A 25,851-nucleotide genomic window follows, 5' to 3' on the forward strand; every position below is an offset into this window, starting at 1 on the left:
CCCCTCAGCTGGCCTTCGCCTTTTCCTGCGCGATGATCTGCTGGAAGGTCTCCAGGGGCTGGGCCCCGGAGATCGCCCGGGTGCCTATGAAGAAGAAGGGGGTCCCGTCGATCCCCATCCGGCGGCCTTCGGCGGTTTCGTTCTTGACCGCGGTCCGGGTCTCCTCGGAGCGGTAGTCGGCCTCGAAGGCCGCCATGTCCGGCACCCCGACCTGTGTGGCGATCTCCATGACGAGGTCATCCTTGACGTCGGGATGCCCCTGGTTGGGAAGCCTTCTGTAGAGGGCGTCCTGGAACTCCCAGAAAAGGCCCTGCTTCCCCGCGGCCCGGGCGGCCGCGGCGGCTGCGACGGAGTCGTCGCCGAAGACCGCGAGGTCACGGAACTCGATCCGCAGGGTTCCGTCGTCGATCAGCGGCTGCAGTTTCGGGAGCGTTTCCTCGGCGAACACCGAGCAGAACGGGCACCGGTAGTCGGAATATTCGATCATCACCACGGGGGCGTCGACCCGCCCCTTGGCCATCGGGTCGTTCTCCTGGCGCCTGGCCAGTTTCGCGATCTCGGTCTCCTGTTCGGCTTTCCGTGACGGATCCACCGTCTGCCGGGTGGTCTCGGGTGTGGCCGTCGTCGTCGCCGCGTTCGGGGATGTCGCGGAGGCGTCGGTCTGGGACCTTCCGCTCAGCAGGGTCTGGCTCAGCACCCCCAGGCAGAACACGAGCGCGGCGGCCAGGATCCCCGTCGCGATCTTCCACGGGCGAGCGGGGTCGCCTCTTCCCGGTTCCGCCTGCTGTTTCCCGCTCATCGGTTCCCCCTCACATTTTCTGGTTGCGTTGCAACAAGAGACTACGGTGCGTCAACCGTTGATCCCAACTGGCCTTCAGGGAACTCCGGACGGAGTAGAGTGGAGCGTCCATCCCAGGAGTGAGGATTACCGCCCTTGAGCACTTCCCGAGGCGATCTACAGCGCGAAATCGCGCTGGAACAGGCACACGTTGACCGGGTCTACGAAAACCTCGCGGCCTCCACGGCCAGCGCCCGGACACTCGCCCGCAGCGGCGCAGAGATCTACAAAACGGACCGGGACGACTACCTGCGGGAGGAGTCGGGAACCGCCCTGTTCGAACGCGACGCCTTCGCCTACCAGGCGGCGAAACGTCTCGCGATCCTCGACGCGGAACACGAAGGACTGGTTTTCGGTCGGCTCGACCTGAACTTCCCCGAGACCCGCTACATCGGCCGGCTCGGTGTCCGCGACGCCGAGTACGAGCCCTTGGTGATCGACTGGCGGGCCCCCGCGGCCGAACCGTTCTACCGCGCCACCCAGGCCACCCCCATGAACGTGATCCGGCGCCGCGTGCTGCGCTGCCGCGACGACAACGTCATCGGCCTGGAGGACGACCTGCTGGACACCAGCGCCGAAACCGACCTGCCGATCCTCGGGGAGGGCGCGTTGATGGCGGCCCTGACCCGGGCCCGGGGCCGCACCATGCGCGACATCGTCGCCACCATCCAGGCGGAGCAGGACGAGGCCATCCGCGCCCCCTACCAAGGGGTGACGATCATCGGCGGCGGTCCCGGCACCGGCAAGACCGTCGTGGCCCTGCACCGCGCCGCCTATCTGCTGTACACCAACCGGGCCCGCCTCGAGAAGGGCGGGGTGCTCGTCGTGGGCCCCAGCTCGGTGTTCATGAACTACATCGAACGGGTGCTGCCGAGCCTCGGTGAGGAATCCGTGACGCTGCGCGCGGTCGGGGCCGTTGCCGGTGACGTGCTGGGCATGGTCTCGGAGCGGGTCGACGCGGCACCGGCGGCCACCCTGAAGGGTTCGCTGCGGATGCTGAAGGTGCTTCGCAGGCTGGTTCGCCGCCCCCCGAACCCCGCCGCGGAGGAGGTGCGGGTCAGCGTCAAGGGCGAGGTCCTGAAACTGGACGCGGTGGAACTGGCCGGGATCCGGGAGTCGGTGCTGTCCAACTACAAGATGAACCGCGGCCGCGCCGCGGCAACGACATCGGTGGCCCGGGCGCTCGCCGGAAAACTGACGGTCAACGTGGAACTCGGCCCCGAGGAGATCGACGAACGGATCCGCGACCACCAGCAGTTCAGGGAGTTCATGGACTCGTGGTGGCCGATGCTCGACGCCCCCACCGTACTGGCCCGCCTGGCGGATCGGGAGTTGCTCGAAGAGTTGGCGCCGAACCTCACGGCCCGGGAACGCGACAACCTGGCTGAGTCGTACCAGTGGTTGCAGACCGACGACGTCGAGATCACCGGCTGGTCGGTGGCGGACATGGCCCTGCTGGACGAGCTGCTGGAGATGCTGGGGCCCGTGCCCGCGGAGTCGCACGAAGAACCGGTTTTCATCGATTTCGGCAACATCCCGGAACTGGTGACCACCTCCGACCTGCTGCGCCGCGAGCACGTCGCCGACCCCGACGAGGACCCGCAGACCACCTACGCCCACATCCTCGTGGACGAGGCCCAGGACGTCACGCCCATGCAGTGGCGGATGCTGCGGCGCCGGGGCCCGCAGGCGTCGTGGACGCTCGTAGGCGACCCCGCGCAGAGCTCCTACCCGGATACCGCCGAGTCGGAACGGGCCGTCAGCGACCTCGTGGGGCGCGCCCCGCTGCGCCGTTTCACGCTGTCCACGAACTACCGCTCCCCCTCCGAGGTCTTCGGTCTGGCCGCGAAGGTCATCACCCGGGTGTTCCCTGAGGCCAGCCTGCCGCGCGCGGTGCGCAACACCGGTCTGGTCCCGAGGCTCGAGGAAACCGATGAGGCCGGCCTGGCGGAGGCGATCATCGCCCTGAGCCTCGGCCTGGCCGGGCACGTCAGCGGAACGGTCGGAGTCATCGTGCCACCCTCGCGGCTGGCGGCCACGACGCGCCTGGCGATGTCAGATCCGCGGCTGGCGGCCCTGGAGGAACGCCTCATCGTGGTCACGGCGCTGCAGGCGAAGGGCCTGGAATACGACGGTGTGCTGGTGCTCTGCCCCGACGAGATCGTCGCCGAGGCCCCCGGCGCGGAACGGGTGCTCTACGTCGCCTTGACCCGGGCCACCCAGCGCATGACGATCCTCGACGTCGGAACCTCGGCCTGGCGGGCTGCCCTCAGCTGACCCGATCCCCCCAGCCGATGGCGTCGAGGACCTCCGAGGTGGCCTTCCAGCGGTTCTGGGTGAAGAACTGGAGCCCTGGAGCCCCCGCCGCCAGGAGTTCCCGGCACAGGTTGACGGCGCGGGACAGCCCTATGCTGCGCACCTCGGCGGGGTTCCTGGCGGCCCTGAGGGCGGCGACGAAGTCCTCGGGGAGGGGGCAATCCGCCAGCGAGGCGAACCTTTCGATCTGGGTGATCACCGTCAGCGGCGCGATGCCGGGGATGATGGGGATCTGACTGCCGCGTTCGCGGACCCGGTTCACCAGCTCCACGTAACGGTGTGACTCGAAGAACAGTTGCGTTATGGCGTAGTCCGCGCCAGCCGCGGCCTTCTCCGCGACGATCCGGGCGTCCAGTTCGGGGTCGTTGTCGGGTTGGTGGACGTTCGGGAAGGCGGCCACGCCGACGCAGAAGTCGCCGTGTGCCTTGATCAGCCGCACCAGTTCCGTGGCGTTTCCGAGTCCATCTGGGTGCCTTTCCCAGGGTTGCTGCGGCCCGCCGGGCATGTCCCCGCGGATTGCCAGGATGTCGCTGACCCCGGCATCGGCGAAGGCGTCGAGGGTTCGCAGCAGGTCGTCGGTGGACTGCGAAACGCAGGTCAGGTGGCCTACGACGGTGGCGTGCTGGGCGCTCCCCAGAGCGGCGGTCGCGGCCACCGTGCGGTCGCGGGTGGAGCCGGAGGCCCCGTAGGTGACCGACAGGAAAGCCGGGTGGAAACGGCCCAGTTTCGCGACGGTTGCCTCGAAGCGCGGCTGCTCCTCGGGGGTACGGGGGGGAAAGAACTCGAAGCTCAGCGTCGGGGACGCGGCGTCGCGGAGCAGCTCGGCAACGGTCGGAGACATGGGGACAAGGATAGGAGATCCCGAGAAATTTGGACCGAACCACGACGCCGATCTCCTCCAGCCGGCTCAACCGATTTCCACTTCTCCAAGTCGGTTGAGCCGGACTGCGAGCCCCTGGGCGAGCAGTCCGTGTCGAAACCACCCCACACCCAACAAATAGACCCGGCTACAAGTTCCCAGACACCCGACCGCCAGTTGAGCCGGATCGGGGACGACGGTAATGCCCACCCCCGCCTCCTCTCCTGTGCACGGATCGCGGAGGTTCTACGGTTCAACGTCGTGTGGCGTCGGCGGGTTCAGAGGGTGTGCGCAACAACAGTTTCTGGAGGTGTGTTGTGCGGTTGGATGAGCAGCGTCGTGGGTTGATGTTGGTGTTGTTGGGGCAGGGCCGGTCGTGTCATTCGATCGCGCGGGAGTTGGGTGGTAGTCCTTCCACTGTGAGGAAGGTGGCTGTCGAGGCGGGGATGGTGTTGTCGAGGGGCCGGGTGGGAGGGGTTGGTGGGTTGAACGAGCATCGTTACAGTCCGCGGCGGCGTCGGCGGCGGTTACGGGAGAACCCGGTGTTGGAGGTGGGAGAGCCAGCGCAGTGGCGTGACGGGCAGGGCCGGTTGACCCTGGCGGGGCGGATCCTGATCGAGGTTCGGGTCGGTGACCGGGTTCCGCCCTCCCAGATAGCTGCAGAACTCGGTGTCCACCGTTCCACGGTCTCCAGGGAGATGAAGCGTTGTCCTGGCCGGTACCGGGCCCAGCCGGCGCAGCGGCTGGCAGACTGGTCACGTCGGCGTCCCAAGGACAGGAAGCTGGTACTCGGGACACCGTTGTGGGACGAGGTGGTGACACGGTTGAACAACAAACATTCCCCGCAGCAGATCGCTCACCGGCTGCGTCAGGACTTCCCGGAGGACCCCACGATGTGGGTCAGTCACGAGACGATTTGCCAGGCCCTCTACGTCCAGGCCGCCGGCGGGCTGCGTCATGAACTCACCGTCGAGAAAGCCCTGCGTTCCGGACGTACCACCCGAGGTCCCCGGTCACGGCTGTCCGGGCGGGGTAGCCGTAGCTGGATCGGTGAGGCCACCATCACCAACCGTCCGGCCGAGGTCGAGGACCGGGCAGTTCCCGGGCACTGGGAAGGAGACCTCATCATCGGCAAGGGCGGCACCTCGGCCCTGGTGACCCTCAACGAACGCACCACCCGCTACACCATGATCCAACGGGTCACCAGCCGTGACTCCACCACCGTGACCGACGCGTTGATCCAGATGGCCCACCGACTCCCGGCCACCTTGATGACGACCCTCACCTGGGACCAGGGCATCGAGATGGCCCAACACGCCCGCTTCACCCTCGCTTCGGGCTGCCAGGCCTACTTCTGCGATCCCCACTCTCCCTGGCAACGCCCCACCAACGAGAACAGCAACGGCCTGATCCGGGACTTCTTCCCCAAAGGCACCGACTTCACCCACATCACCGACACCCAGGTCCAACACGCTGAAGACCTCCTCAACACCCGACCCCGCCGAGTACTTGACTGGGCCACACCAGCCGAGAAAATGGAACAACTACTCAACATTGCACACACCACTTGAAACCGCCGTAGCCGCACGACGTTGAACCGTTTTTCTTCTGCGATTCGTGCGCGGGAGGGGTTCACCTCGGGGACCCCAACCGCTACCCCGAAATCCTGCGATTCGTGTGCAGGAGGAGGGGTTGCGGTTTCGACACGGGCCGTTCCTTCGTAACAGCCCGGTTCAATCAGCTTCGATCAAGTTGTGCCGGGGGCCTGATTGACTCGACCTCTAAGCTGGGGCGCATGCTGATTCCCCCCGCCCACGACCCGATGAGTTCGGTTTTCATCTCGGCGGTAGGGAGGACACTCGCGGAGTTCCTCGACGAGCAGGCCGGTCTCGCGGACCGAACGGGCGCGACGGCGGTGCTGGACGCCGCCCACGCCTGCGTCGCGGGTGGGAAACGGCTGCGTCCCGCCTTCTGCTACTGGGGGTATGTCGCGGCCGCCGGACGGCCCATCGACCCGGGCCCGCTGCTGCGCGCCGCCGCCTCCCTCGACCTGCTGCACGCCTCCCTGCTGGTTCACGACGACCTGCTGGACGGCTCCGACACCCGGCGCGGCGCGCCATCGGCCCACCGCCGTTTCGAGGCTCTCCTCCCGGGCCCCCGGGCCGCCCGTTTCGGGGAGGCCGCCGCGATCCTGCTGGGCGATGTCCTGTTCTCCTGGAGCGCGGAGATGTTCGAGAACGCCGGCCTTTCCCCTGAGGCCGTTCGCCGCGCCGCCTCGGTGCTCGCAACAATGCGCAGCGAGGTACTGCTCGGCCAGTACCTCGACGTCGCGGCCGCGTTCGGGGCCACCGACCGCTCCACCCCGCGGGCCCAGGCCGACACCGCCGAGAAGGTGCTGGAGTTCAAGTCCGCCCGCTACTCGGTGCGACGCCCCGCCGAACTCGGTGCGACGCTCGGCGAGGCCCCGCCGGGGCTGCTCGCGGCTCTGGGCACCTACGGTTCCCTGCTGGGAAGGGCCTTCCAGCTGCGCGACGACATCCTCGGGGTCTTCGGGGATCCCGAGGCCACGGGCAAACCCGCGGGCGACGACATCCGGGAGGGCAAACGCACGGTGCTGGTGCTGACAGCCCTGGAGAACGGCGACGCCCGCCAGCACGACACCCTGGATTCCCTCCTCGGCACCCCCGGGCTCACCGAGGAGGATCTCACCACCGCCCGGGAGATCATCGAGGCCACCGGGGCACGGAACTCCTGCGAGGAACTCATCGCCCGTTCCACCACGGATGCCCTGACCGCTCTGGAAGGAGCCGACATGGACGCAGAGGGACGCTCGGCCCTCATCACACTCGCCGGACTGGCCACCGATCGTGACCGGTGAGCTGCAGGGCCTGACCGCCGGCCAGGTGGCGGAGCGGGTCAGGGAGGGAAAGGTCAACACGCTGCCGGAACGCTCGGGGCGCACCACCTGGCAGATCGTCCGCGACAACGTTTTCACACGCGTGAACGCGATGCTGGCGGTGCTGTTCGTGATCGTCGCCGCGACCATGCAGTTCGCCCAAGGGGCGTTCGCGATCCTGATCGTCGCCAACTCGATCATCGGCATGGTTCAGGAGTTGCGCGCCAAACGCACCCTCGACAGCCTGGCCGTGATCGGGGAGGCCCATCCCGTCGTGCTGCGCGACGGGCAACGGGTCTCCCTGCCGCGAGACCAGGTGGTGGCCGACGACCTCATCGCGCTGTCCCCGGGCGACCAGGTGGTCGTCGACGGCGAGGTGGTGGCCGCCGACTACCTGGAGGTAGACGAGTCGATGCTCACCGGTGAGGCCGATCCGGTGGCCAAATCCGTGGGCGACGAACTCATGTCGGGCGCCTTCGTCGTCTCCGGTTCCGGCGTGTACCGGGCCACGAAGGTCGGCGCCGAGGCCTACGCGGCGCAACTGACCGCGCAGGCCGCCAAGTTCACGCTGGTCAACTCCGAGTTGCGGGCGGGCATCGACCGCATCCTGAAGTTCGTGACCTGGCTGCTGATCCCTGCGGGATTGCTCACCATCTGGGTGCAGTTCCGCCAGCCGGGCACCACCTGGCAGGAATCGGCGCTGCGGATGGTGGGTGCCCTGGTGCCGATGATCCCCGAGGGTCTGGTGCTGCTCACCTCGATGGCCTTCGCGCTGGGTGTGATCCGGCTGGGACGACGCAAGTGCCTGGTGCAGGAACTGCCTGCCATCGAGGGCCTGGCCCGGGTGAGCGTGGTGTGCGCGGACAAAACCGGCACCCTGACCCAGAACGCCATGACCCTCGGCGAGGTGATTCCCCTGGCGGGAGGCGCGGACGAGGTCACCGAGGTGCTGGCGCAGCTCGTCGCCGCCGATCCGGCACCCAACGCTTCGATGACGGCGATCGCCGAGGCCACCCCCGCGGCCTCCTCGCCGTGGGAGGTCACCGCCCGGGCGCCGTTCACCTCGGCCAAGAAATGGTCGGGGGTTTCCTTCGGGACGCGCGGCGACTGGGTGCTGGGTGCGCCCGACGTGCTGGCCCCGGCCGACGTGGCCGCCCGCGCTGAGGAGATCGGCTCCACGGGCCGCCGGGTGCTGCTGCTGGGCCGCGCATCCGAGCCCGTCGACTCCCCCGGCGCGCCGGGGACGGTCACGCCGGTCGCGTTGCTGGTGCTGGACCAGCTGGTTCGTCCCGACGCCGCCGACACCCTCGCCTATTTCAACGACCAGCACGTGGCCGTGAAGGTGATCTCCGGTGACAACGCGGCCTCAGTTGGTGCGGTCACCCGCTCCCTGGGGGTGTCCGTGGCCGAGGCCGTGGATGCCCGCACCCTGCCCGCCGAGGGCGAGGAGTTCACGGAGAAGATCGCCGGGGCCGACGTGTTCGGGCGCGTCACCCCGCAGCAGAAACGCGCCATGGTCGCGGCCCTGCAGTCCCGGGGCCACACCGTCGCCATGACCGGTGACGGCGTCAACGACGTGCTCGCCCTGAAGGACGCCGACCTGGGGGTCGCGATGGGCTCGGGTTCCCCCGCCACCCGGGCGGTCGCGCAGATCGTACTGCTCGACGACCGGTTCGCCACCCTCCCGCACGTGGTGGCTGAGGGCCGCCGGGTGATCGGAAACATCGAGCGGGTCGCGAAACTGTTCCTCAGCAAAACGGTGTACGCGGTCTTCCTGGCCCTGGTGATCGGGTTGATGGGGCTGCCCAACCCGTTCATCCCGCTCCAGATGACCGTGGTCGGCTGGTTCACCATCGGCATTCCCGCGTTCCTGCTGTCGCTGCCCCCCAACAAGGAACGCGCCAGGCCAGGTTTCGTGCGCCGCGTGTTGTCGCTGGCGGTGCCCTCGGGCGTGATCATCGGGGCGGTCTCCACCGTCACCTACGTGGTTACCCGCGGTTTCGGGGCGGTGTCGGCCGTCGTGCAGGCGCAGGCCTCGACGGCAACCCTGGCGGCCCTGATCATCACCTCCGTCTGGGTGCTGGCCGTGGTGGCGCGCCCGTGGGTGTGGTGGCGGCTCGGCCTGGTGGTCGTCTCCTACGCCTTCTACCTGGCCATGTTCCTGATTCCGTGGGCGTGGCTGCGGGGCCAGCTGCTGCTGGACCTGGACAATCCGTCGACGATCCTGTTCGGGGTCGTGGCCGGGCTGGTCGGGGCCGGGCTGGTGGAGGCCGTGTGGTGGTTGACCGCCAGGCACCGGGGCGAGCCGGCACGGATCTGGCGGGGTTCAGACGAGGGCTGACAGGCCCGACAGCAGGCCGTGCCGCCACCAGGAAAGGTCGTGGCCGCCACGGAACTCCTCCGCTGACACCAACCGGCCGGTTCTCTCCGCGATCCCGGCCAGCCGCCGGGCGCCTTGGATCAGGCCGCGTTCGTCGGTGCCGGCCTGAACCACCACCGGCACCCCCAGCGTCCTCGTGCCCGCGGTGAGATCGCGCAGCAGGATGCCCTCCGCCTCCGGATCCGGAACGGGATCGCCCGCGAACCACAGCGACGCCGACTGGGCGATCACTGCGGTGACCAGATCCGGCCGGTGGGTCGCGAGCTCCACGCACGCCAGGCCCCCGAACGACTGCCCGGCGGCGATCACCTCGCGGCCCGCCCCGGCCAGTTCCCGGGCGCGTTCCACCAGCGGGGCGCAGCCCCGAGCCGTGGTCAGCCACGCGGCCCGCCGTTCTCCCTCCCCAGTGTCGACGGCGACGACGGTGTGCCCGAACCCTGCGGCCCGCAACGCGGATGCCACCCCCGCCAGGCGCCAGCGAAGCCCGTCGAACAGCACCAGGGTCCGGTCGTCCCCGGGCAGCACCGCGAATCTTCTGCCGTCGTGCAGCCGCCACCGCTGCTCGGCCTCGCCTGCCGGGGCCCACGGGGCGGGATGGAAGTCAGGTCCGCGCCACACCGACTGTTCCCGCAGGTCGAAGGCGGGCAGGGTCTCGGGGTTGAGCGGATCCGGTTCACCCTCCCGGTGCACCCGCAGCCAGCCTTCGCGGGTTGCACCGATGTCGCGGGGTATTTCGTCGCTGCGCCAGTAGCGGTAGGAGTAGCAGCCGTCGGCGGGCAGCCACCAGGACAGGGCCTGGATCGCAGTGCCCCCGATCGGGTTCATGACGGCGGGGTCCAGCCGGGTGCGGATCGCATCGGTGAGGCTGTTGAGGTGAACCAGCACCTCACGCCCCCGGGGTTCGTGGGCGACGAAGGTGACCTCCACCATCTCCACGCCATCGATCACACACCGTTTCCCCATGATCGGGGAGTGGTCCAGCCGGTCCGGCAGCTCCGGGTCCGCAGGGTGCGGGGCGCCCGTGGCGGACAGGGGCGTGGGTGGCAGGTGCATGGTCATCGCGGCACCACCATCGGGGTCCCGGTGACCGGATCCGGTACGATGAGCACCGGGAGTCCGAAGACGCTCTCGACCAGTTCCGCGGTCAGCACCTCGGCGGGCAGCCCTGAGGCCACGACCGCCCCGTCCTTCATGACCACCAGGTTGGTGGCGAACCGGGTGGCCTGGTTCAGGTCGTGCACCACCACGACGACGGTGCGTCCTGCGTCGCGGAACCCGCGCACCAGTTTCAGGACCTCGTACTGATGGGCGATGTCCAGGAAGGTGGTGGGTTCGTCGAGCAGCAGCAGTGGTGTGTCCTGGGCCAGCACCGTCGCCAGCCACACCCGCTGCACCTGCCCGCCGGAGAGTTCGTCGACGTCGGCCCGCTGCAGATCGGTCAGTCCGGTGACCTCGAGTGCCGAGGCCACGGCCTTCTCGTCCTCCTGCGACCACCGGGACCAGAACCTCTGATGGGCGAACCGTCCTCGACTCACCATGTCCAGTACCTTGATGCCCGGCGGCACCGACTGGCGCTGCGGCAGGAACCCGAGCCTGCGGGCGACGGCGGTGGTCCGCAGCTGGTGGATGTCGGTTCCCCCCAGGTACACGTACCCGGCCTTGGGAGCGAGCACCCGGGCCAAGGCCTTCAGCAGCGTCGACTTGCCGCATCCGTTGGGTCCGATGAGCATCGTCAGCTCCCCCTCGGGCACCTCCAGCGTGATGTCCTCGATCACGATCTTCCGGTCGTAGCCGAGCCGCACCGACGAGGCCTTCAGCGGGAACTCCTGGGCGGTTCCGGTCATTTCTTCCTTTCCTGTCCGTTCAGGAGCAGCAGCAGATAGGCGCCACCCAGCAGACCGGCCGTCACCCCCACCGGGAGCTGCAGACCACCCGGCAGGTTCGCCCCCACCAGGTCCGCAGCCACCAGCAGCGCCGCCCCCGTGCCCGCCGCGATACCCGCGGGGGCGGTTGGTCCCTTCAGGAGCCGGCGGGCCACGTGCGGGCCCGCGAGCGCGATGAACGAGATGGGTCCGGCAACTGCGACCGCGGCCGCGGTCAGCGCGACCCCGACGCCGGTCGCCGTCCACTGCGTGAAGCGGCGGGAGACCCCCAGCCCGGCGGCTAGGTCCTCTCCCGGGGCGGCGGCGTCGAGGTGCCGCGAGATCAGCAGGGCGAACGGCAGGATCACCGCGAACAGCACGGCGCCGACCGCGGCGTGACTCCAGTTGCGGGCGTTGAGGGTGCCGGTCAGCCACAGCCGGGCCGAGGTAGCGGAGTCGCTGTCGGCCCGGGTGAGCAGCAGCACCGTCACCGGTTGGATCAGGGACGCAACCCCGAGACCGATGAGGATGAGACGATTGCCGCCGCCGAATCCCCTGGGCGAGAGCACCCAGGTGAGCAGGGCGGCCCCCAGGCAACCGATGATCGCCCCGACCGCAGTGCCCCACCCGAAGGATCTGAAAACTATGACGGAGGCCACGGCCCCCAGCGCGGCGCCACCGGTCAGACCTATGATCTCCGGGGATCCCAGGGCGTTGCGCGACAACGCCTGGAACAGGCAGCCGGCCGTGCCCAGACATGCCCCGACCACCAGGCCGGTGACTGCCCTGGGCATCCGGAACTCCCACAGCAGGAGCATGTCAGCGCGTTCCCCCACCCCGGCCAGGGCCGCCCAGAACTGTTCAGGGGTCATGTTCACGGAACCGGAGAACAGCACCGCGATCGCCCCGGCCAGGGCGATGCCCCACGCCAGGGCCGCGACCAGCCAGGTTCGTGGTCGGGCACGGAAACTGACGGGCCCGAGTCGCACGGAGCGCACCTGCAGGCTCACAGCTGCACCCCTCGTCGCGCCCGGGCCAGCCCGATGAACAACGGCGCCCCGAGCAGGGCGCACATCAGGGCGGCCTGCACCTCGGCGGGCGGGTTCACCACCCGGCCCAGCACATCGGCAGCCAGCAACGTCACCCCACCCAGCAGGGCCGAGAACCAGATCAGCGAGCGATGCCTCGGGCCGACGACCAGCCGTGCTGCGAAGGGCGCGATCAACCCGAGGAAGGAGACCGGACCCACCAGGGCCGTCGCCGCCGCGCAGAGCACCAGACAGGTGAGGGCCACCAGCATCCGGGCCCGCCCGGCCGCGAGGCCGAGTCCTTTGGCGAACTCCTCCCCCAGGGCCAGGGCGTCCATGGATCTCGCCAGCAGCAGCGCGGCCAGCAGCCCGGCCCCGAGCGTTCCCGCCGCGGCGATCACCAGGTCCAGTGGCCGCGGCATCACGGCCCCCGCGTCCCAGAAACGGAACTCTGCGTAGATCCTGGGGTCGCTGAGCAGCATGACCGTGGTGATGGCCGAGACGACCGCACTCCAGGCAGCCCCCACCAGCACGATACGAACCGGGTCGTGACGTCCCCGCCAGGCCCCCGCTGCCCCGGTCACCACCAGTCCGCTGACAAGCGCACCGACAAGGGAGACCAGCATCATCATCGCGATCGGCAGGGACCGGGCGAGACCGAGGCCGATGGCCACGGCACAGGCGGCGCCCGCATTGACCCCCAGCAGTCCCGGCTCTGCCAGCGGGTTACGGGTCAGCGCCTGCACCAGCACCCCAGCGATCCCGAGGGCGGCGCCGGCGACCAGCGCTATCAGGGTCCGGGAGCCGCGCATCCCGAGCACTATGAGGCGCTGCTGCCCGGTACCACCGCCGGAGAGCACCGCCATCACCTGCTCGGCGGGCACCTCGCCGGACCCGAACAGGAACGATGCCATGGCCAGGCAGGGTAGGAGGATCACCAACCCGAGCAGCACCCAGGCAGGCCTGCTCACCCCGAGTAGGCGGCCGCCAAGGTCTCGGCCATGGCGAGCGCGCTGTAGTAGTCCAGTTTGAAGCTGGAGATCCCCAGCGGCACCAGCTTGCCGCTGCTCACGGTTTGGGTGGTGTTGTAGTTGGAATCTGCTTTCAGCTGTTCGACGGTCTTGTCGTCACCGGAGACGAGCAGGAGGGTCTCGGAGGTCAGTGCCTGCACGCTCTGCTCCACCGTCGCGAACACGAAGTCCTTGCGGTTGGCTCCCTCTTCACCGCTGCTGGCGGGTGCCTCGGCGAGTTTGAAACCGAGAGCCGAGAAGATCTCGTCGTGGGGGCCGCCCGGTTTCGCGAAGGACAGGCCGTTGGACGGGGTGTAGACGATGGCCTGCACCGGGTCGGTGGGGACCCCGCTCATTCCGGCCTTGAGTTCCGTGACCCTCGAATTGAAGGTGTTGGTGAGTTCCTCGGCCCTGGCCTGCGTGCCGGTGACGTCGGCCACCTTCCGGGTGACGGTCTGCCAGCTCTCGGAGTTGTAGTTGATGGCGACGGTCGGAGCGATCCTGGACAGCGAGTCGTAGTCGTCCTTGGTGCTGTCCCCTCCCGTGGATGCGATGATGATCAGGTCCGGTTTCTCCGCGGTCACGGCCTCAACGTCGAGTTTGCTGTTCGTGTACAGGGCTTTTACACCGCGTTCCTTGGCGGTAGCCGACCAGTGAGAGAAGAAACCGACGTCGTCGAATCCCTCGGCGCCCGGCTTCGACGCCCCGGAACCGACCACGGGTGCGTCCAGGGCCAGGAGGGTGCCGGTCAGCACCACCGATGTGGACACGATCCGTTTCGGGGTGCCGTTGATGACGGTCTCGCCGAGGTCGTGGGTGACGGTGCGGGCGCTCGCGGGAGACGAGGCGTCCCCTCCCCCGGAGGTTCCCCCGGATCCGCAGCCGGTGAGCCCCAGCGTCAGCAGGACCGGGACCAAACCGGAGAACGTGCGCCTGGATATCGGGTTGAAAAGTGGGTTGGTCATGTGATGAAACCTCTTTACCTGTAAGGATAGGCAGGCCTCACAGTACCAATTCGTGGCTGGTCGACCCGGGGGGTTTCACGCCCGGACCGCGAAGTCCAGGTAGTCCTCGTACGCTGGGTCCTCACCCCATGCCCGCCGCAGGATCTCGTCGATCTGTTCCAGCTCCTCCACGGTTCCGCCCTCGGCGAGCCAGACGCGCCGGACCCCTGTTTCCACCAGGGCCTGAACCGATCCGGCGTCGAACCCACCCGCGGCGAACCAGGGAACCGAATCCCGCCGCAGCGGGGGCTGATTCTCCACGGCGGCACGCAGCAGCGGCGAACCGGGGGAGGACCCGGGAACCGCCAGGAACTGGAAGGCCCCGTCCGGTTCGACGATCTGCCGCTGCTCCTGAACCGCCTGCCCGAGCAGCGCCCACTGATGCGGACGTGACCTGTCCTGCTCGCCCGGGAAGAGAACCCGCACGTCCGCCTCCAGCTCCGGGGTGTCGACGGCCAGCAGCACCCGCTGACCGAGGTAGCGTTCCAGGTCCCGCAGGATCTTCAGGTCCCTCCTCCGGTCGGCGGCACCACCGGTGGTCAGCACCGCCACGTCGGCTCCTCCTAGGACCAGCCCCGGCAGCCGGTCCCCGGCCTCGGCCAGGGGAAGCTGCACCGCCACGCGCGCCAACAGGATCCGTGAACGCAGACTGTGCATTACCGTCATGCGAGAAGCCTACGCGGCGCGCCCAGAACTCCCCCGTCCCGGTATCGGCCTACACTCATTACTGGCCGAGCCCATCGCCCAGCCCAGATCCCCTACCTTCCCCAGGAGACCGCGGTGAACAAGAGCAGTACCTACGACCCGATGGTCGGAAGCGTGCTGGACGATCGCTACGAAATTCTCGCGAAACTCGCGCGGGGCGGCATGGCCACGGTCTACCGGGCACGTGACAGGCGCCTCCAGCGGACCGTCGCGGTCAAGATCATGCGAACCGACCTGGGCGAGGACGACGAGTTCGCCGCGAAGTTCGACCGGGAGGCGCGCTCCGCGGCCCTGATCAACCATCCCGCGGTGGTCAGCATCTTCGACCAGGGCATTTCCCGGGGACAGCCCTACATCGTCATGGAGTTCATCGACGGTGAGACCCTGCGCAGACTCATCGCCCGTGATGCCCCCCTCGAACCGGTGCTGGCCCTCGACTACCTGGAGCCCATCGCCTCGGCCCTGGCGGCCGCCCACGACGCAGGGATCGTCCACCGCGACATCAAACCCGAGAACGTCATGATCTCGACCCGCGGCCACGTGAAGGTCGCGGACTTCGGCCTGGCCCGCCAGACCGAGTCCCCGCAGATGACCGCCACCGGGGTACTGGTCGGCACCGCCTCGTACCTGCCCCCCGAGCTGGTCACCCACGCCCGCCCGGATTCGCGCAGCGACATCTACTCAACCGGAATCGTCCTGTTCGAGCTGCTGACGGGCAAGAAACCGCACGTTGGCGAGAACAACTACCAGATCGCCTACGCGCACGTGAACATCGACGTGCCCGCCCCTTCCGCGAAGCTTCGCGAACTGGGGTTCCCGGGTTTCATCCCCGACTACCTCGACGCCCTGGTGGCCGCCTGCACCGCACGCGACCCGAAGGCCCGCGTCGCGGACGGCCGCGAACTCATGGACAAGCTGCGCCGGGTCCGTACCGAACTGGCAAGCAATCCGGGACAGCACAACCCGGCGCTGGCCGCCCAGCTGCGTCCTCTGCCCGGTGACGGCGACGCTGCCACCCAGCAGATCTCGCCGCGCCCCGAGCCGCGCCCGCGCCCCCTCAAGGAGCTGCCGCCGATCCCCGTTCGTCCCCGGTCCGCGGAGACACCCGACCCGGTCGTGGAGGAGGTCTCACCGGACGCGGTGACGGCCATCGTGCAGCCGCAGTCCCTCCGGTCACCGGCCTCTGCACCCTCGCCGCGGTCCGCGACCTCGGCCAGGTCGGCGTCCTCCGCGGGGGAACCGCCCCGGGCCACGCTTCCCGGTCCCGGCAGGAACGGTTCCCCGAGTTCCCACCGCACGCCGATCTTCCCCCAGTTCTCCCAGGACCCGATCTACCGGCGCCGCCGGGGCATCATGCTGTTCGTCCTGGTGCTGGTCGTCACGGCGATCGTCGTCTCCGTCTCCTGGTGGTGGGCCGAGGGACGGTTCACCACCACCCCCGAGGTGACCAACATCCCCCAGGAGCAGGCGCTCCAGGCCCTCAAGGCCAACGGTCTCGAATACACCACCCAGGAGGCGTTCTCCGAGGACGTCGCGGTGGGTTCGGTGATCAGCACCGACCCGGCCGGAAACGCCAGGACCCTCCGGGGCACGAAGGTCGCGGTGACCGTTTCCAAAGGTCCCGAGCGCTACGCGATGCCCGAAGTGGTGGGGCAGGAACTCTCCCGGGCCCGCTCCGCCATCGAATCGACGAATCTGGCAGTCGGGCAGGTGAAGGAGGACTGGTCGGAATCCGTCGAGGCCGGCCTGGTGATCTCCGCCAGCGCATCGGCGGGGGATCTTCTGCCCCCCGGCGCCAAAATCGACCTGGTTGTCAGCAAGGGCCGCCAACCCATCACCATAAAGGACTACAAGGGAACCGACGCCGACCAGGCCAGCAGGGAACTCAAGAAACAGGGCTTCACGGTCGAGGTTTCCGAGGAGCACTCGGACACCGTCGCAGCCGGGCAGGTGATCTCCCAGGATCCCGCCAGCGGCACCGGGCATCGCGGCGACACCGTGAAACTGGTCAAGTCCCTGGGCCCGGAGATGGTGACCGTGCCGGACGTCGCTCGCAAACGCACCGACGAGGCCCAGAAGGAACTGGAGGGCGCCGGGTTCAAGGTGGAGGTCCAGAACAACTCCATCTTCCCCGCGCCGCTCGGGTTCGCCTCGGGAACCAACCCCTCGGCCGGTTCAACGGCCCCCAAGGGCAGCACCGTCATCCTCTACGTGACATGACCCATGGGTCCTCCCGGTTCCCGGGAGACGCAACCGATGCCGTCCTCGGCCAGGAGTTGCCTATAGGCTGTCGGCGTGGATTCGAACCGCCGGTTTCTGCCGTCATTCGCTTTGCTGCTGGCAGCAGCCGCCTGGGGGTCGACGGTAGTGGTGGCCAAGGGCGCATACGAGTCCTCCATGACACCCGCCCACCTTCTGATCTCCCGGCTCACCCTGACCGCCCTGTGCCTGCTGCCCGCCTTCCTGCCCCATCTCAGGATGAAACGCGAAACCTGTGTACGGGGCATCATCCTCGGCCTGATCTTCAACACCGGTCTGGTGCTCCAGATGGTGGGGCTGGAACACACCCCGCCCTCGCTCTCGGGGTTCATCACTGCGAGTTACGTGGTCTTCACCGCGATCCTCACCCCCCTCATCATGAAACAACCCACCCCGGGGCGCACCTGGATAGCGGTGTCCCTGACGCTGGCCGGGATCGGCATCCTGGCTCTCGGGAATGACGGCGGCGGGAATGACGGGTTCGGACTCGGCACGGCCATCACGCTGCTGGGGGCGGTGCTCTTCGCCCTCCACATCATCTTCCTGGGACGCTGGGTGGAACCCGAGACGGTACAGTCGCTCACCCTGATGCAGGCCCTGACCGGGGCAGGGGGGATGCTCTGTTTCCTGCCCTTCGCCGACTACCAGCTGCCAGCCACCTGGGATCTGTGGTGGCCGGTGCTCTACCTGGGTATCTTCTGCGGGGCCGTCACGCTGTTCCTGCAGAGCTGGGCGCAGAGCTACGTGCCCGCCACCACGTCGGCGGTGATCATGTGTTCGGAGCCGATGTGGGCCGCAGTGTTCGCCATCGGGTTCGGCATGGAGGAACTCACCTGGCAGGTTCTCCTGGGCGGGGGTCTGGTGGTGGCGGCACTCCTGCTGACCGCCTGGCCCGGGCGTCGCGCCAAATTCCTGGAGACGCTCGTCGAGGAACTGCGTTCGCGACGCGCCCGCCGTAGAAGTTGAACCGTTTCTGCGGTAAGACTTCTACCCATGGACTTGCAAATCCTGTTCTGGGTGATCGTCGTAGGTGTCATCGGTTATCTCGTGACACGCAGCATTCTCCACCACCTCGCCCTGAAACGCCTCGGCTGGAAGTGGGTGAATCACCCTGATCTCAGGATCACCGTCGGGTTGAACCACTCGCCGTTCGGTCTCGGGCTCAACAGGACGGTCAAGGACCAGGTGGTGGGCAGGTCCCACGGAGGTGTCCCCTTCCAGGCATTCCGGTACGGCAGCGACTTCTGGAAGGACCGGAACCACATAGTCTGCGTCTCCCTCCCCCACTCGATGCCGCCCTTCTACCGGTTCACCGCGACGTCTCCGCTTCCCGGGATCGGCGGCCCCCACCCGTCCGACGGCACACAGACGATGCTCTTCTTCGACCAGGACTACGGCGGGGCGGTGGCGGCGGCCATCGGCCCCTTCCTGTCGGAACTGGATGCCAGGCAACTCACGATAGACCACGACCAGCTGGTGATGTTCGGGGTCAAGAGCGACCTGAAATCGCTGGAGGCCGCGGTCGAACTGCTGGTCCGGATCCAAGCGGCCATCGCGTCCTCCCCCGCGGTGAGTCACGAGTACGAGAGCGCGCCCCTGCACGTCTCCTTCACGGATCACCCCGACTGGCAGTACACGGACTGCGACAACTCGCTGCTGAACCGCCTGCCCCTGGAGCTGGGCGGTTACGACCACGAGGTGGTCAACATCGTGCAGTCCCTGGGAGGGCCCATCACCTTCATCCGGGTCACCCACAACTGGAAAACCCGGAACGCGAAGAATGAGTGGAGCAGCACCAGGGAACACACCGAGCACTTCTGCAGTTTCGGGATCGGTTTCAATTTCATCCCGGTCTCGGTGAACATGGGTCGGGGCAGGGCGCAGAAGTTCGAGTCCATCGAGTTCAACGAACGTTTCAAGGTGCGCTGCCCGAGCGCACGGTTCGCATCCGATGTGTTCCACCAGCGTCAGATCGAGCACCTGCTGAGGACCTCCCCGGCAGGGTTCGCGATCACACCTGAGGGCAACATCCAGGTCACCGACGGCGAATGGTTGCCGGAACAGATCGGCGCGATGTTGGTTTTCTTCCAGGAGTTCTTCGGCTGGATTCCGGATTTCGTGTGGCAGGAGCTGGGGGCATGGCCCCGGCCGGTCCCGAAACGGCGCGGCTGAGGGGTCCTGCGGGAGAAACGCACCCTCAGGGGAAGGGCGTGGAACGACGTTTTCCGGCGGTCGACGGGGACGATTTCACCGGGCGATTGACACCACTTCCTGCCACACTGGAGGGGTGGCGTTGTTCCTTTTCTGTTGTCTGCTCATCGGTGCAGTCATCGCAGGCCTCGTCCTGATTCCCCAGCACCTTCGTCACAGCGCCCTCCAACGGCTCGGCTGGTCCTGGAACGACAAGCCCGACCTGAGCATCACGGCCGGGCTGAACCTACCCCCGTTCGGCATCGGGATGAACCGGAACGTGAAGCAGCAGGTGGTGGGAAGATCCCGGTCCGGGCTCCCTTTCCAGGCCTTCCGGTACAGCAGCGATTTCTGGGACGGGGAGCAGCAGGTCGTCTGCATGCCGCTGCCGCACTCGATGCCGCCCTTCCATCTCTTCCACGAATCAGTCCCGATTCCCGGGGTTCAGGGCCTGATCATGGATGCCTGGGGACCCATAAAGGCGGTTTTCCAGGATGCAACTTACGGGCGCGCCGTGATCGATGCCATCGCCCCGCTGCTGCCCTCCCTCGGATACAACCGTCTGACCATCGACCACGACCAGTTCGTGCTCCTGGACGTCAACCAGGAACTGAAGACGCTCCAACTGGCCGTGGAGTGGCTGGCCGCGGCTCACGCGGCCATCACCGGCTCCCCCGCCGTCGATCACGAATGGGAACCGCCGCTGCCGTACGTCTCCTTCGCGAATCATCCCGACTGGGAGTTCGTGGGACGCGACGACTCGCTGGCCCAGCATCTCCCCCTGAGCACCCCGGGCGGCCAGGTGCTCAACATCGTGCGTTGCCTCAGGGGCCCCATTTCCTTCATCCGGGCCACCCACCAGTGGCAAACCGCGGCTTACACCGGGCAAACCGCCACCGTGCAGAACCACATCGAGAATTTCTGCGGTTTCTGGGTCAATTTCAACTTCATCCCCATCTCGGTGAACATGGCAGGCAGCGGTGACGTTCAGAACTTCGAGTCCATCGATTTCAACGAACGCTTCACGGTGCGCTGCTGGAGCCCCCGGTTCGCCTCCGACGTGTTCAACCCGAGGCAGCTCGAGTTCTTCCTGCGTTTCCCAGCGCTGTCCTTCGGCATCGATCAGAACGGGGTGATCACCGCCCGCGACCCCGAGTGGCCGCTGGAGCGGGTGGAGATTATGCTGTTCCTCCTCCACGGTTTCTTCGGCCGGATACCGGACTTCGTCTGGCGCGAACTCGGCATCTGGCCCAGGCCGGTTCCGGAGATCGGCGCCCTGCCACCGGGGCGCTGAGGAATGCGCTGGGGAGCCGTCACAGTTCCTTGGCCCGGAAGTCCAGCACCGGATTTCCCCGGCTCCGGCGTCCCTTGCGGAGCCTGGTGGCGACGGTGAAGGCCAACTCCAGGCTCTGATTGCGATTCAGCCTGGGATCACACACCGTCTCGTAGCGGTCGGCCAGGTCGGTTTCCTCGAGTTTCAGAGCACCGCCGACGCACTCGGTGACGTCGTCGCCAGTCAGTTCGACGTGAAGGCCTCCCGGCCAGGTACCGAGGGAGTCGTGGACGTCGAAGAAACCACGAACCTCCTCCACCACGTCGTTGAAGGAGCGGGTCTTGTAACCGTTGGCGGCCTCGAAGGTGTTGCCGTGCATCGGATCGCACACCCAGGCGACCTTGCGTCCGGTCTCCTCCACCCCCTCGATCACCCGCGGAAGCACCTCGCGCACCCGGTCGGCGCCCATCCGGGTGATGAAGGTGATCCGGCCCGGTTCCCGGTCTGGGTCGAGGCGGTCGGCCAGTTCGATGGCCTGCCGGGGTGTGGTGGTGGGACCCAGTTTGATCCCCAGCGGGTTCCGGACCCGCCGCAACAGCTCCACGTGGGCGCCGTCGAGCTGCCGGGTGCGTTCCCCGATCCACAGCATGTGACCCGAACAGCCGTAAACCTGCTGCGAACGGGAGTCGACCCGGGTCATGGCCCGTTCGTACTCCAGCAGCAGCGCCTCGTGCGAGGCGTAGAAGTCGATGGTGGACAGCGCCCTGTCATCCACCCCGCAGGCGACCATGAAGGTCAGCGCCCGGTCGATCTCCGCCGCCAGTTCCTCGTATGCCGCTTCCACCTCGGGGTTGCCGACGAAATCACGGTTCCAGGTGTGCACCCCGCGCAGATCAGCGAAACCACCCGTCACGAACGCGCGCACCAGGTTGAGGGTGGCCGCGGAGGCGTTGTAGAGACGGATCAGGCGTTCCGGATCGTGGGCCCGGGCTTGTTCGGTGAAGTCGAACCCGTTGATGGCGTCACCCCGGTAGCTGGGCAGGGTGGTTTCCCCCCGGGTTTCCGTCGGCTTGCTGCGGGGTTTGGCGTACTGCCCGGCGATCCGCCCAACCTTCACCACCGGGACCTGGGCGGCGTAGGTCATCACGACGGCCATGGACAGCTGCACCAGCAGCTTGTCCTTGATGTGCTGCGCCGTGACCGCTTCGAAGGACTCGGCGCAGTCGCCGCCCTGCAGCAGGAATGCCCGCCCCTCCGCGACCTCCGCGAGCTTGGCCCGCAGGCCGTCGCACTCCCCCGCGAACACCAGCGGCGGCAGTTTCTCCACGGCGTCGATCACGCTGTCCAGCGCGGCCTCGTCCGGATAGTTGGGCTGCTGAAGCATCGGCAGGGATCTCAACTCGGCCCGGGACATGATCGACGACATGGCGGGAAGACTACTCCACTTCACTCGTTCGGGTCGTGGAGTCCTTGGTCGATGGCGTAGAGGGTCAACTCCACGCGGTTGTGGAGCTGGAGCTTGCGCAGCACATTCTGCACGTGGTTCTGGACGGTACGGTGGGAGACGAACAACTCCTCCGCGATCTCCCGGTAGGCCAGGCCCTTCGCCACCTGCCGCAACACCTCCACCTCGCGAGTGGTCAGCACCGGGCCGTCGTCGTCGTGGCTGTGGGCGACGTTGACCATCCGCCGGAACTCGCCCAGCACCAACCCGGCCAGACCGGGGGTGAACACCGCATCCCCCGCGGCGGTGCGCCGCACCCCCTCGATCAGTTCTGCCTTGGAGGCCGATTTCACCAGGTACCCCCGGGCCCCGGACTTCATGGCCCGCAGCACGTCCTCCCGTTCTCCGCTGGCCGACATCACCAGCACCTGGATGTCCGGGAACTCCTGCACCAGCAGTTCGGTGCAGGTCGCCCCGTCCGGGGCGGGGATCTGCAAATCCATCACCACCACGTCGGGACAGGTGGCGCGCGCCCGCTGCAGGCACTCCGTTCCGTTCTTGGCGACGGCCACGATCTCGAAGCCCTCCTCGGTGAGGTCCTCGCCCAGCGCCTCGATCCACATGGGGTGGTCGTCCACCAGCATCACGCGGTTCCGAGTGATCTCGTTCACACCTCTCCCACCTTCACCGGGAATCGCAGTTCCCATTCGGTGCCCTCTCCCAGAGTGGACTTGACCACGGCGGCTCCTCCGAGCGCCGTCATCCTGCCCACGATCGAATCCCTGATCCCGAGGCGTCCCCGCTCCCCGGCGGAGGCAGCCTCGGAGAGATCCATTCCGACCCCATTGTCGCGCACCCAGAGGATCACTTCCGAATCCTCCTGATCCAGCAGCACCCAGGCCTTCGCTCCCGGGCCCGCGTGTTTCTCCACGTTCTTCAACGCCTCGATGAGAGCGGCCTCCACTTCCTCGGCGATGAGCCTGGGAACCAGGACCTGCCCGGCCATGGTCGAGACGACCACCTTGGTGCTCTGGAACCTGTCGAGGGCGGCCGCCAGGTCCACCTGCCGGGTGGCGTTCTCGCTGAGGATCTCCTTGTCGCGAATGAGGTTGCGCAACTGGGTTTCGGATTCGTGGGCGAGTTCCGCCAGCCGCAGCCCACGCGGCCCCAGCTCGGGTCCTTCCCGTTCAACGAGGGCCAGCACCTGCAGGGCGCCGTCGTGAACGATCCTCGCCAGGCGTTCCCGCTCCCCCAGCGCCACGGAACGGATCCGGGCCCGTTCCTGCTCCGTGATGGTGTGTTTGAACTGGGTGATGAGCACCCCCACGCAGATGCTCATCAGCAGGATGGAAAGCACCAGGTCGATCCGTGAGATGGTGACTCGCGGCGGGATCATCAGCAGGGGCATCGCCGTGGCCAAGGTGGCGGTGATCCCGGCTGCGGTTCCCCGCAGCACGGCCGCATACAGGCAGCACCCCGTCATCCAGTATCCGGCCAGGGAGGTCTGCCCGTACGGTTGGGCCGTCACCAAGGGGGTGGCAAAGATCAGGGAACACGTCACGGCGCCGTCGGCCAGGTGCACCCACAGGTTCCGGTCGGTGGGGCGCCGCAGCAGGAAGGTGACGAAGAACGTCCACAGCAGGATGACGGCCAAGGAGATCAGCAGCCCTGCCTGGTTCTTGGCTGTCGGGTAGACGAACCAGAGGGAGACGACCACCGTGTGAATCGCCAACACCACGCGCACCGTCGCGGTGACCACGAAGACCCGCCCCAGCACGTCGTAGTCCTTGCGGAACCAGGAGGAAGCGGCCTGGACCCAGCCCAGGCGCGCCGACGTCGGGGGCGTCCCGGGCATCACCCTTCGCTCGCCGCCGGCCTGGGCCCACCTCCGGGACGGGGCCGCAAGAATTCGTCGGAGCCCTTCTCCTTGAGATCGCCGTACTTTACCCGGGTGGCGTAGACGTCGGCGTATTCTTGGCCGGTGAGGCACTGGATGGCGGCCTGCACCTCCTCGGTGACCCAGCGCAGGGTGCGGGTCTCGGATTCACGGCCCTTCAGGTCGGAGAAGTCCAGCGGTTCACCGACCACGACCACGGGGCGCCGCACCCAGGGAATGCCGAGGAATCCCCTGACGGTCTGGGTGCCGATCAGACCGACGGGCAGCACCGGCGCGCCGGAGGCCAGCACCATGCGCGCCATCCCGGTCTTGCCCTTGTAGAGCCTGCCGTCAGGGGACCGGGTTCCCTCCGGGAAGATGCCGATCACCTTGCCGGCATCGAGCACCTCGAAGATGGCCTTCAGGGACGCGGCCGAGGCCCGGCCGCCGCCGCGGTCCATGGGGACCATCCCGATGGCCTTCAGGAACCAAGCCACGATGGCGCGGCCGAGGTTCTTGCTCCCGTCGAACAACTCCGCTTTCGCGGGGAAGGTGACCTTCCGGGGCAGCATCGCGGGAATGATCACGGGATCCATCGTCGCGATGTGATTGCTCACCAGAATGGCCCCACCGTTGGCGGGCACGTTCTCGGCGCCGTGGATCCGGGCGCGGAACCCGAACCGGACCAGCGGGCGGAAGATGAAGATTTTGAAGAACTTGTACCACATGGGGCGGTCTCAGGATACGCGCCGCGCCCCCTGGTAGGGCATCGAGTTCACACTGGCGGTGACCACGCCGCTGCGCGGGTTGGCTGCGTGCACGATCTGGCCGTTGCCGATGTACATGCCGACGTGCGTGATGCCGCCGTAGTAGAAGACCAGGTCACCGGGTTGCAGGTCCCCCTTGGACACGGAGGTGCCGGCCGAGAACTGGGCCTGGGAGGTGCGGGGCAGGGAGATGCCGACCTGCTTGTAGGCGGCGTACATCAACCCGGAGCAGTCGAAGGTCGAGGGCCCGGTGGTGCCCATGACGTAGCCCTTCCCGACCTGGGCGAGGGCGTAGTTGACGGCCTGCTGGGCGCGCTCGGAACCACCACCGCCGGGGGACGGGGTGGCGGGAGGATCGGACTTGTTGCCCCGGCCGGGGGACGGGGAAGCAGTAGGACTGGGGCTGGGGCTGGGGTTCTCGCGGGCCGCTCGTTCCCGCTCCGCCTCCTCCTCCAGTTTCTTGAGGCGTTCCTGTTCCTCGGCGCTCAGCCGGTCGTAGACCTTCTGGGCCTCCGCCTCCTTGGCCTCGTACTCCTTGGAGAGCTTCTCCTTGGCCTCCAAATCAGCGTTCCGCGATTCGGTGATGGACTCCTGCTGGCTGCGGAGCGTATCCAGCCGACCCTGCTCCGCCTGCAGGGTCTGCAGGTCGGCCACGCTTCGGTCGGTTTCGTTCTGGATGGTGGCCAGCCCGGACAGGAAGGTGGTGTCGTCGGTGCTGCCGAGCAGCTGACCGGTGATGTCCACGCCGCCACCGAGACCGCCGCCGTTGAGTTGCATCATCGCCAGGTCACCGAGGTCCGTCCTCAGCTGGGCGACCTTGCTCTCCTGCGCCGACAGGTCCTGCGCCAGGGTTTCGAGCTTGGCCTTCGACTCCTCGGCGCGGGTGATCGCCTCTATGAGCTGGGCGTCCAGGTTCGCCGATTCCTCGTGAATGCGATCCAGTCTCTCCTTCGCAGCGGCGACGGCATCGGGATCGGCGGACGCGGTGGGCATGAAGACCACGCTGGCTGCGACGAGAAGACCAACCAATCCTCTGCGGAACGACTTCACTCGGAACTCCAGACGCTCGGGGGATGAAGCTGAGAAAATCCTAAACGACCTTCAGGACATTCCCAAACTGTATCGGCCACCAGGGCACATGATC

The 25,851-nt window shown here is 67.6% G+C and carries 21 protein-coding genes; 8 read left to right on the top strand and 13 right to left on the bottom strand.

What is annotated here, in order from left to right; genetic code table 11:
* Positions 1-4: 4 nt before the first annotated feature.
* Positions 5-799 (bottom strand): DsbA family protein, encoded by a 795-nt coding sequence (locus EL272_RS09855; protein ID WP_061788392.1) that lies wholly within the window; start codon positions 797-799, stop codon positions 5-7.
* Positions 800-934: 135 nt separating this feature from the next.
* Between EL272_RS09855 and EL272_RS09860 the strand changes: the two genes are divergently transcribed.
* On the top strand, positions 935-3,115 hold the full coding sequence (locus tag EL272_RS09860; RefSeq protein ID WP_061788391.1) for a HelD family protein: 2,181 nt from the start codon (positions 935-937) through the stop codon (positions 3,113-3,115).
* On the opposite strand, the gene EL272_RS09865 is transcribed toward EL272_RS09860, so the two are convergent.
* Positions 3,108-3,995 (bottom strand): methylenetetrahydrofolate reductase, encoded by an 888-nt coding sequence (locus EL272_RS09865; protein WP_061788390.1) that lies wholly within the window; start codon positions 3,993-3,995, stop codon positions 3,108-3,110. The two genes, EL272_RS09860 and EL272_RS09865, sit on opposite strands and share 8 nt — an antisense overlap.
* A 560-nt stretch (positions 3,996-4,555) precedes the next feature.
* Here EL272_RS09865 and EL272_RS09870 point away from each other — a divergent pair.
* The 3 genes from EL272_RS09870 (at position 4,556) to EL272_RS09880 (ending at position 9,250) form a co-directional block, all read left to right on the top strand.
* Positions 4,556-5,584 (top strand): IS30 family transposase, encoded by a 1,029-nt coding sequence (locus EL272_RS09870; RefSeq protein ID WP_244926067.1) that lies wholly within the window; start codon positions 4,556-4,558, stop codon positions 5,582-5,584.
* Between the two features lie 224 nt (positions 5,585-5,808).
* On the top strand, positions 5,809-6,891 hold the full coding sequence (locus tag EL272_RS09875) for a polyprenyl synthetase family protein (protein ID WP_014847054.1): 1,083 nt from the start codon (positions 5,809-5,811) through the stop codon (positions 6,889-6,891).
* The gene (locus EL272_RS09880; RefSeq protein ID WP_082793920.1) at positions 6,881-9,250 is read left to right on the top strand and encodes an HAD-IC family P-type ATPase; all 2,370 of its coding nucleotides are present in this window, start codon (positions 6,881-6,883) and stop codon (positions 9,248-9,250) included. Before EL272_RS09875 ends, EL272_RS09880 begins: the two co-directional genes overlap by 11 nt.
* Here the strand turns inward: EL272_RS09880 and EL272_RS09885 are convergent.
* From EL272_RS09885 to EL272_RS09910, 6 genes are all read right to left on the bottom strand, one after another.
* A complete protein-coding gene (locus EL272_RS09885; RefSeq protein WP_061788312.1) occupies positions 9,236-10,348 on the bottom strand; it encodes an enterochelin esterase domain-containing protein in 1,113 nt (370 codons plus the stop codon). The two genes, EL272_RS09880 and EL272_RS09885, sit on opposite strands and share 15 nt — an antisense overlap.
* Entirely contained in the window at positions 10,345-11,133 is a 789-nt protein-coding gene (locus tag EL272_RS09890) for an ABC transporter ATP-binding protein (RefSeq protein WP_014847057.1), read from the bottom strand. The genes EL272_RS09885 and EL272_RS09890 overlap by 4 nt, the downstream gene beginning before the upstream one ends.
* Positions 11,130-12,161 (bottom strand): FecCD family ABC transporter permease, encoded by a 1,032-nt coding sequence (locus tag EL272_RS09895; RefSeq protein ID WP_061788311.1) that lies wholly within the window; start codon positions 12,159-12,161, stop codon positions 11,130-11,132. The genes EL272_RS09890 and EL272_RS09895 overlap by 4 nt, the downstream gene beginning before the upstream one ends.
* Complete coding sequence (locus tag EL272_RS09900; protein WP_073970124.1) at positions 12,158-13,150, bottom strand: FecCD family ABC transporter permease; 993 nt, start codon at positions 13,148-13,150, stop codon at positions 12,158-12,160. Before EL272_RS09900 ends, EL272_RS09895 begins: the two co-directional genes overlap by 4 nt.
* The gene (gene fepB, locus EL272_RS09905; protein ID WP_061788309.1) at positions 13,147-14,154 is read right to left on the bottom strand and encodes a Fe2+-enterobactin ABC transporter substrate-binding protein; all 1,008 of its coding nucleotides are present in this window, start codon (positions 14,152-14,154) and stop codon (positions 13,147-13,149) included. The genes EL272_RS09900 and fepB overlap by 4 nt, the downstream gene beginning before the upstream one ends.
* A 75-nt stretch (positions 14,155-14,229) precedes the next feature.
* The gene (locus EL272_RS09910) at positions 14,230-14,859 is read right to left on the bottom strand and encodes a hypothetical protein (RefSeq protein WP_126409408.1); all 630 of its coding nucleotides are present in this window, start codon (positions 14,857-14,859) and stop codon (positions 14,230-14,232) included.
* A gap of 114 nt (positions 14,860-14,973) precedes the next feature.
* Between EL272_RS09910 and pknB the strand changes: the two genes are divergently transcribed.
* The 4 genes from pknB to EL272_RS09930 all read left to right on the top strand — a co-directional run bounded on the left by pknB (position 14,974) and on the right by EL272_RS09930 (position 20,641).
* Positions 14,974-17,118, top strand: coding sequence for a Stk1 family PASTA domain-containing Ser/Thr kinase (gene pknB, locus EL272_RS09915; RefSeq protein ID WP_014847062.1), 2,145 nt, complete (start codon positions 14,974-14,976; stop codon positions 17,116-17,118).
* A gap of 75 nt (positions 17,119-17,193) precedes the next feature.
* Positions 17,194-18,123, top strand: coding sequence for a DMT family transporter (locus tag EL272_RS09920; RefSeq protein ID WP_061788307.1), 930 nt, complete (start codon positions 17,194-17,196; stop codon positions 18,121-18,123).
* 27 nt (positions 18,124-18,150) lie between these two features.
* Positions 18,151-19,329, top strand: coding sequence for a hypothetical protein (locus EL272_RS09925; RefSeq protein WP_014847064.1), 1,179 nt, complete (start codon positions 18,151-18,153; stop codon positions 19,327-19,329).
* Positions 19,330-19,444: 115 nt separating this feature from the next.
* The gene (locus EL272_RS09930; RefSeq protein ID WP_061788306.1) at positions 19,445-20,641 is read left to right on the top strand and encodes a hypothetical protein; all 1,197 of its coding nucleotides are present in this window, start codon (positions 19,445-19,447) and stop codon (positions 20,639-20,641) included.
* A gap of 19 nt (positions 20,642-20,660) precedes the next feature.
* On the opposite strand, the gene EL272_RS09935 is transcribed toward EL272_RS09930, so the two are convergent.
* From EL272_RS09935 to EL272_RS09955, 5 genes are read right to left on the bottom strand one after another with little or no spacing between them, the layout of a single operon-like run.
* The gene (locus tag EL272_RS09935; protein WP_014847066.1) at positions 20,661-22,046 is read right to left on the bottom strand and encodes a class II 3-deoxy-7-phosphoheptulonate synthase; all 1,386 of its coding nucleotides are present in this window, start codon (positions 22,044-22,046) and stop codon (positions 20,661-20,663) included.
* Between the two features lie 20 nt (positions 22,047-22,066).
* Positions 22,067-22,735: a response regulator gene (locus EL272_RS09940; RefSeq protein WP_244926068.1), complete on the bottom strand. Its 669-nt coding sequence runs from the start codon at positions 22,733-22,735 to the stop codon at positions 22,067-22,069.
* Positions 22,732-23,919: a sensor histidine kinase gene (locus EL272_RS09945; RefSeq protein WP_014847068.1), complete on the bottom strand. Its 1,188-nt coding sequence runs from the start codon at positions 23,917-23,919 to the stop codon at positions 22,732-22,734. Before EL272_RS09945 ends, EL272_RS09940 begins: the two co-directional genes overlap by 4 nt.
* Positions 23,919-24,668, bottom strand: a complete 750-nt coding sequence (locus EL272_RS09950; protein ID WP_014847069.1) for a lysophospholipid acyltransferase family protein — start codon at positions 24,666-24,668, stop codon at positions 23,919-23,921. Before EL272_RS09950 ends, EL272_RS09945 begins: the two co-directional genes overlap by 1 nt.
* A 9-nt stretch (positions 24,669-24,677) precedes the next feature.
* The gene (locus tag EL272_RS09955; protein WP_061788304.1) at positions 24,678-25,757 is read right to left on the bottom strand and encodes a C40 family peptidase; all 1,080 of its coding nucleotides are present in this window, start codon (positions 25,755-25,757) and stop codon (positions 24,678-24,680) included.
* Between the last annotated feature and the right edge of the window lie 94 nt (positions 25,758-25,851).

This window comes from Arachnia propionica, assembly GCF_900637725.1.
Classification (GTDB): Bacteria; Actinomycetota; Actinomycetes; order Propionibacteriales; family Propionibacteriaceae; genus Arachnia; species Arachnia propionica.